This window comes from Bacillus nitroreducens (assembly GCF_964021195.1).
The window spans coordinates 3,059,837-3,072,647 of record NZ_CAXHYI020000003.1 but is presented as its reverse complement, the minus strand read 5'-3'; the positions used below and the strand labels follow the sequence as shown (position 1 = coordinate 3,072,647).

The 12,811-nt window shown below is 37.9% G+C and carries 8 protein-coding genes; 3 read left to right on the top strand and 5 right to left on the bottom strand.

Annotation, left to right across the window (positions count from 1 at the left end):
• The first annotated feature begins 216 nt into the window (after nucleotides 1–216).
• Nucleotides 217–1,122, top strand: coding sequence for a hypothetical protein (locus ACWPVE_RS18855; protein ID WP_453996054.1), 906 nt, complete (start codon nucleotides 217–219; stop codon nucleotides 1,120–1,122).
• Between the two features lie 181 nt (nucleotides 1,123–1,303).
• Here the strand turns inward: ACWPVE_RS18855 and xylE are convergent, their stop codons facing one another.
• The 3 genes from xylE to galU form a co-directional block, all read right to left on the bottom strand.
• Complete coding sequence (gene xylE, locus ACWPVE_RS18850; protein ID WP_453996052.1) at nucleotides 1,304–2,740, bottom strand: D-xylose transporter XylE; 1,437 nt, start codon at nucleotides 2,738–2,740, stop codon at nucleotides 1,304–1,306.
• 657 nt (nucleotides 2,741–3,397) lie between these two features.
• The gene (locus ACWPVE_RS18845) at nucleotides 3,398–4,855 is read right to left on the bottom strand and encodes a glycosyltransferase family 2 protein (protein WP_453997633.1); all 1,458 of its coding nucleotides are present in this window, start codon (nucleotides 4,853–4,855) and stop codon (nucleotides 3,398–3,400) included.
• A 206-nt stretch (nucleotides 4,856–5,061) separates the two neighbouring features.
• Nucleotides 5,062–5,988, bottom strand: coding sequence for a UTP--glucose-1-phosphate uridylyltransferase GalU (galU, locus tag ACWPVE_RS18840; RefSeq protein ID WP_453996050.1), 927 nt, complete (start codon nucleotides 5,986–5,988; stop codon nucleotides 5,062–5,064).
• 396 nt (nucleotides 5,989–6,384) lie between these two features.
• Here galU and ACWPVE_RS18835 point away from each other — a divergent pair, with 396 nt between their 5' ends.
• Nucleotides 6,385–8,904, top strand: coding sequence for a LuxR C-terminal-related transcriptional regulator (locus ACWPVE_RS18835; protein WP_453996048.1), 2,520 nt, complete (start codon nucleotides 6,385–6,387; stop codon nucleotides 8,902–8,904).
• 349 nt (nucleotides 8,905–9,253) lie between these two features.
• Here the strand turns inward: ACWPVE_RS18835 and ACWPVE_RS18830 are convergent, their stop codons facing one another.
• Nucleotides 9,254–10,297, bottom strand: a complete 1,044-nt coding sequence (locus tag ACWPVE_RS18830; RefSeq protein WP_453996046.1) for a serine hydrolase domain-containing protein — start codon at nucleotides 10,295–10,297, stop codon at nucleotides 9,254–9,256.
• Between the two features lie 326 nt (nucleotides 10,298–10,623).
• Between ACWPVE_RS18830 and ACWPVE_RS18825 the strand changes: the two genes are divergently transcribed.
• Nucleotides 10,624–10,899: a hypothetical protein gene (locus ACWPVE_RS18825; RefSeq protein WP_453996044.1), complete on the top strand. Its 276-nt coding sequence runs from the start codon at nucleotides 10,624–10,626 to the stop codon at nucleotides 10,897–10,899.
• Nucleotides 10,900–11,178: 279 nt separating this feature from the next.
• Here the strand turns inward: ACWPVE_RS18825 and ACWPVE_RS18820 are convergent, their stop codons facing one another.
• Nucleotides 11,179–12,471, bottom strand: a complete 1,293-nt coding sequence (locus ACWPVE_RS18820; protein WP_453996042.1) for a Na+/H+ antiporter NhaC family protein — start codon at nucleotides 12,469–12,471, stop codon at nucleotides 11,179–11,181.
• Between the last annotated feature and the right edge of the window lie 340 nt (nucleotides 12,472–12,811).

Below are 12,811 nucleotides of genomic sequence, written 5' to 3'. Positions count from 1 at the left end.
AATTGATGATCAAACCACATTACTACTACTCGTAGGAAAATGGTCTGATTCAACTGTCTCAAATATTTTTATATAGTGAAACACGACTTTTCTTCGCTTATGCCCTTCTTTGCTACAAATAAAACCTCTAAAAAATATATGAATATATGTTCATTTCTTCTATAATATCAAATAAATGGAATTTTTATTAAATCAACGTGTATAAGGAGTTAAAAAATGGGAGTTTTATTAGTTGTTCTTATTATTTTGTTTCGAGTCATGTTATGGATATGTCATGATTGGCTAGGATTTAGTGTTTTGACCACAATCTTTCTAACACTCTCTTTACTATCTATACCGCTCATCTATATGGAAATAAAGGAAACTAAAAAATCAAAAGAATGGTTGAGAAAGGCTGTAACTTACAAGGCAACAGTCTTATCTAAGGAAGTAATTTCGGGTTATCGCGGCAGAACAACCTACACATTTGAAATACCCGTTGAAGACGAGACCATTCAAATTAGCAAAGATAATGTACATAGAGATTTAGAAGTAAATCAAACGTTAGACGTTTATCTCGCTTACGATGAACAGAAAAACATTACTGATTTTGAATTTGCTGATTATGTAAAAATGAATACAAAAATTCATAAGCCTTTTGTTTATTTCGCATTAGTTTCTTTTCTGACAGCCACTTTGTTTGTTCTAATAGACAAGGCACCTTTCATGACTACGATGTCTAATGTTGTTAGTTTATCATTTTTTATGATATTATTTTTGCCAATTGGGATTATGAGTATCAGAAGAGCGATAATCAGTAAAAAGTCGTTAACCCCTGTTGAAGGGATCATTCATGAGGTACGAACTGTCACCTTTTATCATTTTCACCATGAAGTAGTCACACCGCCAAGGACTAGCAAAAGTCCTATTTACCGAGTAGAAGTGGATGGTCAAACGTATCAATTTTTAGGAGATAAATCAATAAAAGATGAAGATAAAGGGAAGAAAGAGATTGTCTATTATGACAAAGAAACGATGGAATTCTTTGATAAGCCTAATGATAAAGGAAATTGGATTGCAGGAGTTGCCTTAATTGTCCTTTCTATATTTATTGGCAACAGTATTTTACAAGAATTTAGATAGGTAGTCTTTTAAAATTGATATTTATTAATCGTTTCCCTAAAACAAAGAACACTCATAAACATGATCCATCGGTAGTTGTGAGTGTTTTTAAGATGCAATGAAAATGAATTTTTCCACCTTCTAAAAACAATGAGGAGAGAAACAATCTGTTCCTCTCCCTTCTTCCTTGTCATCCAATGTATTACATTGCTTTTCTTTCAAGTTGTCCGTTGTTTTTATTGCTTTTTTCTTTCCATAACGTTTCCATATGTTCGAGTGTTTTTCCTTTTGTTTCTGGAACCATTTTCCAAACAAAGATGGCTGATAGGACACTCATTAATCCGTAGAATCCGTATGTCATTCCACCGCTGTATTCCATCATCATTGGGTACGTTGATGAGATAAAGTAGTTTGCTGCCCATTGTGCAGCAACCGCAATTGCAACTGCTTGTCCACGAATTTTGTTCGGGAAGATTTCTGAAATCAATACCCAACAAATTGGTCCCCATGACATCATAAACGATGCCGTATAGATAATAATGAAGACAAGTGTGCTGATACCGATTACATTTGCAAATGCAAGACCTGCTACACCAAACATCCCTATCGCCATACCAATTGAGCCCATAATTAATAATGGCTTACGTCCCCATTTATCAACTGTGAAGATCGCGATAACTGTGAAGACCACATTGACTAGTCCCATCACGATGGTTTGTAACATGGAAGCATCTTTCGCAGCACCCATACTTTCGAAAATACGTGGTGCATAATAAAGGGCTACGTTAATCCCAACAAATTGTTGGAAGACAGAAAGTAAGATTCCTACAACAATGACTAAGCTTCCATATGCAAATAATTTCTCTTTGTTTTTCGATGCAGAGACTTTCAGACTTCCTTTAATATCTGATAGGATCGTTTTTGCTTCAGTTGAGCCATTGATTTTTGAAAGAACAGATAGTGCTTGCTCGTCTTTGTTTTGCATCGCTAAGTAACGCGGAGTTTCTGGCACAAAGACTAACAATAGTCCAAATACAAGAGCTGGAATGGCTTCAGAAGCAAACATATATCTCCAACCAATGTCATTGATCCAATCAATCGTTTGGCCATTGGCAATTCCCCAGTTTACAAAATAAACCGTTAGCATCCCAAAAATAATCATAAATTGGTTAAACGAAACCATTTTTCCACGAATATCAGCAGGGGCAATTTCCCCGATATACATTGGTGTAATCGCTGACGCCAAACCAACACCAATTCCACCGATGATGCGGTAGAAGTTAAATGTAATGAGCAATGCCATACTTGGTTCACCTTTTGTGAAGAACAAGAACTCAGGATAAGCTGAACCTAAAGCGGATACAAAGAATAGAATTGCCGCAACAATTAGGGAACGCTTTCGTCCAAACTTCGTTGCGAACAGACCAGAGATCAATCCCCCGATAATACACCCGATTAAGGCACTTGACGTTGTAGCTCCGTGAGCTAGTGAACCTAAGCCTAACGTATCAATTAAATAAGCTTGGATTGATTTTTCAGCACCGGAGATGACGGCTGTGTCATATCCAAATAGTAAGCCACCAATCGCTGCCACAAGAGTGAGTGAGAAAATGTACATCGCATTTCGTTGGTTTTTCATAGTTTGCTAAAGCCGCAATCCATCCAATTTTTTATCGTTTGAGTAGCAAACGCATTCAATTACTGCAAAAAAACGTTTGCAACGATGGATTCGACTTTATACTCCCTTCTGTTTAACATTTGATGTGTGAACGTTAAGAGAAACGTAGTCTTTGGAGTCTGAAAAATAATGAGTGTTATAAGGGTTGATAGTGTTTACATTTAAATCAATGAATCCTTTCACCACAGAAACGTATCTTGTAAACTACCACATTCTATGGCGTATGAAGGGTTGATTTCTCTATCTGTGTTTACCACCATTCCTCCATGTTACGTAGAACTCATCATTTCTTTCATAAGTTGCGCAAACGGTTTCCTAACGTTTGTAGTTTTGATTTTATCACCACAAACTTAGTTTGTCTAGTGGACTTACGAAGTATTTTTAAAACAGCGGGACGGTTCTAGTGTTTTCCTATTATTTTACATTTCTAATTTCTATATTTCAATAACCTGATTGCGATAAACGTAAACATGACTGATCCCCAATACGGTACTATTTTACAGCATTGGGGATTGAACTTATCGCGTTTCTCCTATCTTTAACAAGATTCTAAATTTATCTCAATACAACAAAAATAAGGTAAATTCTTAGACCCATTACTCGTTACCTATCACTCTACTAAGCCGTATGTCTTCCTCGTAGTGTCCATATTTGATATAACATATTAATGGATGCGATGATGGTGAGGATCGTCAAGAGCACCCAACCTGTCATCAAATAAGGTTGCAATGCTGTTTGGACAGGGTCACTCGTTAAGTAGTCTCTATTTTGGATACACAGGTATACGATGATCGAGGTTGCAAGGATCCCTCCAATTATTCCTTGAACTAGTTTACTTTGTGTTTTCCCTTTTTCGGCATTGTATTGATTTGCCCAACCGTCTTTTTTATTAACAGATAGTTTTCCTAACCACACTTGTGAAAATGTGATTAAATTGGCCCATAAATATAATTCAGGGCTGATTAAGAGTGCAGCTAGGACGACATCAATTGTTCGATGCATCGGTGTCTTGATGGCAAGGATGGTATTAAGGATGGATGCTAACACGACTGGCGTAATCCAGAGCCATGACCAATAAAATTGGTTGGTCGCTAAGGAGATGGAAAGTAAGGCAATAAATAGAATACGAGTGAAGAGGTCTAACGATGTTTTGAGTTCTGAACGCCAGATTTTCCCCTTATGTCTTGATTGCGCACCGATGTCATGATTCGTTAGTAATTCAACCGTTCCTGATTTCCATTTATTTCGTTGTTGTCGAAAAGTATGATAAGATCGCATGGCGTCCACAAAACATCGAGCTTCTGGACTAATCAGCGTTTTCCATTTCGATTTTTGCAATTGCCACGTTAATAACATATCTTCTACATCACTATCATTTTGCCAAGGACCATCTAGCTTGTTTTCATTTACGATGTCCTGCAATGCCTCAGGCCGAAATAAGGTGGCCTGGCCTCCTAGTACGTAGGTACTTCCTCCGTGATATTGAAGGTTTAATAACCAACTTGCCATATCTTGTTTTTGCTGATGTGTCCACCATCGTGCAATCGGCCCTCCATATTCACCACTCGCAATTTTTTCTTCATAGTGAACATCATCTTTTGATAGTTGACTTTTCTTTTTCGGCATTCTCATTGTATATTTCGCCATAACCCCACCGATATTACGAGCGCTGCTTAGTCCTTCCCATAAATGCTTTAAAGCTCCTGGCGCCAAACGGCTATCGGCATCCATCCCTAAGATGGCTTTTACAGATTTCTGGTATAGCAGTTGATAGGAAGATATTTTTCGATCATATAAATCCATCACATCACCGTAGATATATTTCCATCCTTGATTTAGTGCACCAACCTTCCGTAGTTTGTTATTCTCGGTTGTGAGGACTGTAAGGTTTAAATTGAATTCTTTCCCCGCCTCAATCGCCTTTTCTTCCGTACGGTCTGTACAATTATCTGCTACTACAATGACATCCAGATCAAGACCTTTTGGTAAAGATTGATCACCAAGACCCGCTAAACAGTCACGAATGGACTTTTCTTCATTATGTGCAGGAATAATCGCAACTACCCTCGGTTTCATATACGTATGCTTAATACCAGGCACTGATAGTAGGTCGTCGATTCGCTGTTCTTCCAATAAAGTGGATAGTCGATTCGTACGCTCAGGTATATAGTCTAAAAGCTCTCTAGAATAAGGAGTTTTCATCCTTTCCAATTTCCCTACCTCCATTTATCATTCATCGTTACTCCTTACATGGTGTAAAATAACGACCTGTTCCTTTTGATTTATATGACTTTAGATTTACGAGGCTGTGATGAAAGAAACGGACTGTCTATCAATGATTGATTGTTGTGTATCACCTTCTCCATGTACCGAAGGATGTCACTTTTAAGGGTCTCATCTTTTAATGCAAATTCAAGTGTAGTGAGAATGAATCCTATTTTTTCTCCGACATCGAAACGTTTGCCTTCGAAGTCATAGGCAAAAACACGTTGGATTTGATTCAGTTTTTGAATGGCATCTGTGAGTTGGATCTCTCCTCCTGCGCCGGTTTCTTGTTCTTCTAAAAACTGAAATATTTCGGGTGTAAATATATAACGTCCCATAATGGCAAGATTGGATGGGGCCATTCCTCTATTGGGTTTTTCAATAAAATTGGCTACCTCGTATTGTCTGCCATTTTTTGCTATGGGCTCAATGATGCCATATCGATGGGTCTCCTCTTTAGGAACGGTTTGGACACCAATTACAGAAGAGTATGTTTGACTATATTGATTGATTAATTGTTTTAAGCAAGGAGTATCGGCTTCGACAATATCATCGCCTAAAAGGACAGCAAAAGGTTCATTGCCAATGAAATTCCTTGCACACCAAACCGCATGTCCTAGTCCTTTTGGTTCTTTTTGTCTAATATAATAGATCTCCACTTTTGAGGAAGCCTGAACCTTCTCTAACAATTCCCATTTATTTTTTTCTCGTAAGTTCATCTCTAGCTCCACTGCATGATCGAAATGGTCTTCAATGGCCCGCTTCCCTTTTCCCGTTACGATAATAATGTCTTCAATCCCTGACGCAATGGCTTCTTCGACTATATATTGAATGGTCGGTTTATCCACAATCGGAAGCATTTCTTTTGGCATAGATTTTGTTGCGGGTAAAAATCTAGTTCCAAGTCCTGCAGCTGGAATAACAGCCTTTCGTATTTTTTTCATATTCTCCTCCTACTTTCAACACATGATCTTCTATTCACTCTTCTTAATCGTTTTTGTTTACAACGTGACCGACCCCCCACTTAAACAGAGATCCTATTAAAATTTCGTCCTTTCCACAAAATCCCCCCAACTTCAAGAGGTTAGCTTTTTTTCTATTATCCTGCATCTTGCAGACCAGTCTCCGTTTGCTTTCAACAATTAAATAGGTGAATCCCTACTTTATTCCCTTTTTCAACATTACAATTGTAAGTGTATAGGCAAATCCAAACTAAAAATACTGACTAATGTTAATATTGAGCCTATTTTATTTTGTAATTATTCAGAATTCATAGTAAAATAGTCATAGATACAGCATCGGTACTATATATAAACTTATGTATAAGGAGGGACTTTCGGATGGAACAAATGCTCAATCTTTCTAAATTGATTATGCCAAGACTTTCACCTAAATATATGGAACGTAAGCACTTGGAGGAACTTTTTGAAGCCAATTGTTATAAAAGAATCACGATCCTCCGTACTCCTGCAGGTTATGGCAAAACCTCGTTACTTAGTGCCTATCTCAGAAAAGCCCATGCAACGGTTGCTTGGATTACACTAGATGAAGAAGATAACGACCTGATTCGATTTTGGACATATTTCACTACCGCCATTAGTAAAAACGACCAGTCACTTCCATCATGTATAAACCCTTCCTTAGCGCAGCTTTCCAATCAGAGCATTCAAAAAATCGGACTGTATCAACTCATTGAAGAACTAACTGTCTATCAGCAACCTATGAAAATCGTCTTGGATGATTACCATTTCATAAAAGATGAAACCATTCATGATTTTCTCATCCAGTTGGTTGAGTACTTACCAGAAAATGTACATATTTATCTTACCTCTCGAACGGCTGTCCCTTTTCCTCTCGCGAAATGGCGTGTTAGACAATGGGTACAGGAATTGGATGTCTCGCATTTACAATTCAATCGGCAGGATACAACGTTCTTTTTATCACAAACAACGCCAAAACTAATCAATGCGACAGACATACAATGTATTTTCGACAAAACAGAAGGTTGGGTGTCGGGTTTACTCTTAACAACGCTTGCCTATGAAAATCAACCCATGCTTCTCGATGAATCACAGTCATACACAACTGATTTTTTATGGCAGGAGATCATTTATAAACAGCCAATGCATATTCAGGACTTTTTACTCAGAACCTCCCTTTTACAAGAATTGTCTCCTACGATCTGTGACGAGCTAACAGGACGAACGGATAGCGCTGTCCTGCTTGAGAAACTCGAGAGCGATGGCTTATTTATTTTCAAACTGCAATCCACATCCCTGACCTATCGGTACCATCATCTTTTTACAAAAGCCCTGCAAGATGAACTGGGAAAACGCTATGAGGTTGATATCATAGCTAAGATCGCCAAAAAGGCAGCCTTTCTTTATTTCGAAAAAGGTGAGTTATTAACGGCCATCGAACTTGCGATGCGGTACAAATTATTCGATGTGGCAACCAAATGGATAAATGAACATTACGAAATAATTCTTTCCTCTAAACAAACAGGTATGTTCATTCGTTGGATCCAACGGTTACGTAAGGAAGATATTCTATTAAGTTATGAAATTCTTATTTTTGGATTAATGAATGCGATTTCAAGTCTACAATTTGAACTAGCTCATGATCTAATGAATGAATTAGAGGCGCTACAGCTAAAGGAACAATGGATGGATGATCCTCAATACGCAGACTTAACCAATCTTTTTATCCGAACGAAGGCCTATTATTTAGTTGGGCTAGGTGACAAACTACCTGAGGTTTTATCTTTGCTGCAGACCCAGCTTTTTAAAAAGGCGATTTCTTCAAAAAAGGAAGGCATCGATATTTCGTATAATAACTATGAAGTGAATCTACTCCGCATGGGTTTAGCATCAAAAGGTAAATTGATCCCAATAGAAGAAGCAGGTAACGTCATACAGTTGTTCCGACATACTGAACTGAATCAGTTAGCTGTTGCACCCTATATTTTTGCTGTCGGTACAGCCATGCTCTATGAGTTAAATGAAATACCTGAGGCAGAGAAGGAATTAGCTATATCACTAGAAATTGCTCATCAAAAAGATACTCCCGAACTATATGTACCGCTGTATCTCATAAAAGCAAAGATCTATATCATGCAGGAGCTACCCCTTTCTGCGTTAGCCATGCTTCAACAAGTAGAAGAGAAAGTTTCTGAAAAACATTGGAAAAATGCACTAAAAATTATGCAAGCCTATTGTCATATACTACACGGGGAATTGGAGCACGCCCAATGTCTACTGGATGATACTAAATCATACCTCCCCTATTGGAGACTGACGTATGCGCGATTTCTTTTACAGAATGGACAAAATGAGGATGCATTACATACGATTGTTCAAGTCAAAACAGAGGCCCAACAAGAAACTCAACTTGCGACAACGGTCGAAGCATCTGTATTAGAAGTCATCTGTCATTCCCAAATGAACAATCATACTAATGCCTATAAGTCTTTACATGAGGCATTTCAACTAGCCATACCATATGGCTATATTCGAACATTCCTTGATGAAAAGAAAGTGATCCCGCTTATTCAACGTTATCTAAAGGAACCAGCCTATGTAGAAACATGGGAATCAACAAGTCAAACCTATTTCTCCGTACTCAAAAAGCACATGCCGACCGTATATGTAAACAAACAAGTAAAAATAACCTTAACGCCTCGAGAAAAAGACATATTCAAGCTCATCATTGCAGGAGCCAAAAATCGTGAAATCGCAACTCAACTACACCTGTCAGAAGGCACCGTACGAGTCTATCTCACAGCACTCTACAGCAAACTCGGCGTCACCTCACGAGTCGAAGCAATCCTATACGCCCAATCGCACCCATCTATCTTATGAAACAGGGGGTGAAACAGGGGTGAAACAGGGGGACGGTTCTCGTGTTTCCCTATATTTTTACATTTTTATCATCAAAGGAACAGGTACTAGGTGAACCAGGCTGTTAAAGTAGTTTACTTCTCAAATCATGCCGCTTTCTCAGGTTAAGCCCAAAATGTCTTTCTGCCCTAGGGTGCGGTTAACCTTGAAACAGTGTGATGTACTCCTGTTCTCATACATTAAAGAGATGTATTCCAAAATTTTTTGAGACGATTCATGAACGAAAGAATGAAAAAGGGAGCATACGAAATATGCTCCTCTTCCCGCATTTCTAAACTCGAAAAACACACCTTTAAAAGGATAATCTCAGTCATGACTTCACAGACATAGCAAGCCGCATCGCCAACCGTACGGGAATCGCTGGGTTTGCCATTTGATTGACATCTCCAGTAAAAAACAAATCCTTCTCTGGATAGTAAAACGCAAAGGATCCTGTTGAACCAGAATGGCCGATTAACTCCCCTTTTCCCATAAAAAGAGTTGTAAGCCCATCTAGTGAAATTCTCATATAGCCAGCACCGTAATGGATAGGATGCATCAACATCTGCAACCTGTTATTTACGTTCAGTTCATCAAAAACAGTCGTTTTAAATAACTTTCCTTTCATGAAAGCCTTCATAAATACCATTAATTCACGAGCTGTCGAAATACAGCCGCCACTTGCTCGAATGCTCCTCAGTATTTTCGGACGGTGTAATGCCGTGTTCTTATAATAAACATGAGGTATACCATCAGCCTCATCGCTCGGAAGATATGTATGTGTAAGTTCTAACGGCTCAAAAATGAATTGTTTAAACACATTTTCTAATGTAGAATTCGTCACAATTTCAATGATCTTTCCGAGAAGTTCATAGTTTATCCCTGCATAATGAGCTCTTTTTCCCTTATCTGGCGCAAAATATGGTTGTATTTCCTTCGCCTTTCGTAAGGTTTCATTAAAATCGATATACACATCGTCAACCATACCGCGTTTTTTCGAGTTTTGGCTGCCTTCCTCGACCACATCCCTCAATCCACTTGTATGACACAATAAGTTCGAGATTGTAAGTTTATGAGAATAGTCTTGACCTTTGTAAACGTGTAGGTTCCTTAAGGTGTCCACATCTAAATATCGCGTTAAATGATCATCAAGTGACAGTTTCCCCTGCTCCCTCAAAATAAAAATGCATGTGGTTGTGAATAACTTTGTGATACTGGCAATTAAGAAAGGCGTATCGATATCCTTCCCTCCATACCCAAAATTGTACGAAACATCTCCATTGGAATTTTCAACAAGAAGAACCGCTTCATGTATCTGCGTTTTCTTCGTCACGTTTCCAAATATGTTTTGAAATCTTTCCCTTTGAATCTCCATAACCCCCATTTCCTTTTTATACCATTAAAAATCCAATAAGAAATAAGACCTATACTAATCTTACTATTTAATCCTTGAGAAAATGTCAAATGAAACAGTGGGACGGTTCTACTGTTCTCCTAATATTTTACATTCAGTGAACCACACAGTTCACTGCGCAAGTTTATGTTAATAGAAGAAGGCAAGTTGCTTAAGTACAACCTGCATACCATCACTCAATCTATATTCCTTTTTAATGTTAATTAAGGGAATATATGTTAAAGTTACTGGTATATTCTGATTCGAATCACTCTTCAGTTTATTGCAATTACTATGGGGGAAAATTTATGAAGGCTATTAGTAAATTGGCATTTTTAACGAGTTTTTTCATACTTTTTATCGTTATTTATAGATTTATAACAAAAGAACCGCTTTACCAACTTAAATTTGCAGTATATAGATATGCTATTCTTGTATCGATCATCTCGATCGGAATTCATCTAAATGCATTATTTACAGAAAAAGAAAAAATATATTTGATTAAATGTAGTCTATTTATACCATCAGGAGTCATTTTATATTTTATAGTAGGTTTAATTGTTTGGTATAACAGTGGAATTTAGTGTTATTCTTCAACTACTAGTAGCGATGGCTGGAAAATGCAGAATTAACAATTGTATACATTCCAAGCTTAATAGAAAGCAGATCGGTTTCTTTTTAAATGGATAGGCTGCTTTACCTGCACTAATCTTATGTTCTCATCCCTTTCTCCTTAAAAGACATCCAACAATCACACACCAAAAAGCAAGTTACTCAAACAGCAACTTGCTTCTCGTTTTCTTCCATCATTCTATTTTTACCACTCCGTTATAAACCTCTAATCAAGCCGCAAGCTTACCCCTTCAGTTTCGTGGCCTCATCTTTCTTTTACCAGGATATCCGATTAGAATAGCGCCTATTCCGCAGATTCCAATAAGAATTGGGTAGAAAGAGTATGGTAGGATGCTGACTGGGGATATTCCAGCTACGCTAGCTGCTACCAGAAGTTGAGCTCCGTATGGAAGAAGGCCTTGGATCATACAGGAGAAAACATCCAATATACTTGCCGTTTTTCGCGGCTCAATTCCATATTGGTCAGCTATATTTTTTGCAAGCGGACCCGTTATTAAAATAGCAATTGTATTATTGGCCGTCGATAAATCGGTTAAGCCTACAAGACCAGCAATACCAAATTCCGCACCCTTTTTCGTTTTAATTTTTCGGGTGATAAGTTGAAGGAGAAAGTCTATTCCTCCGTTAAATTTAATGACCTCCACCATTCCAGCTATTAGGAGCGCAAGAAAGGCCATTTCATACATGCCTGCCATTCCTTCACCAATCGTTTGGAACAGGTTCATGAGCTGATAGCTACCGTCCGCTAAGCCAATAGCCCCTGAGAGAACGATCCCTAATGCTAGAACTATGAAAACATTCATTCCAGCTAATGCAAAAATAATAACAAATACATAAGGAACAATTTTTAGCCAATTATAACTTACATGCTCCACTTGTGCGGTCTCACCCATTGTGAACACCGCTAAAATAATGCACGTTACAATGGCAGCTGGCAACACAATCCAAAAATTCACCTTAAATTTATCCTTCATTTCTGCTCCTTGTGACCGAACGGCGGTTATTGTTGTATCTGAAATAAAGGATAAATTGTCGCCAAACATCGAGCCACCAATAATCGCCGCCATGACTAACGCTATGGAAAGGTCAATATGTTCACTTATCCCAACACCAATCGGTGCCAGTGCAACAATCGTTCCGATCGAAGTCCCCATGGACAAAGAAATAAAACAGGCAATGATGAACAACCCTACTACTAGAAGGTTTTGTGGAACAACCGATAAAGCAAAGTTAACAGTGGAGTCCACTGCCCCCATTCCTTGTGCTACAGCTGAAAATGCACCAGCCAAAAGGAAAATCAGAGCCATGAGCATGACATTTACATTTCCTGCTCCTTGACAAAAAATATCCACCTTTTTCGCAAACGGTTCTTTTCGATTCATTGCCAATGCGACAACTCCTGAAATCGCAATCGTTACAATCACAGGGAAGGTATAAAAATCACCCGTAATAACCCCTGAACCAATAAATAAGACCAAAAATATAAGAAATGGGATTAACGCCCATGGATTCCCTTTTTTCAATGTACTACCTCCAAAACATACACTTTACACTCTTCTTTCATAGTGTGGTTTAATAAAATGAAAAAACAAATATTGTTGAGTTTAATTTTTTTCATTATGACTGTCCTGAATTACGCTTAGCATCCAACAATGAAGGATTGATATTGATACGGAAAATTTAATGGCATTCGCGGGCAAAAGACAAGAAATCCAAAAATTGCGGAGTACAAAATTGGTCATAGTCTATTAATTACAATTGTATAGATACCACACTCATCATCCAGTTATCTTCTGTAAGAAAAAGTATGGATTCTATCTCCTCTTTAGATAATAAAAGTAAGACACGATATATAGAAAAAAT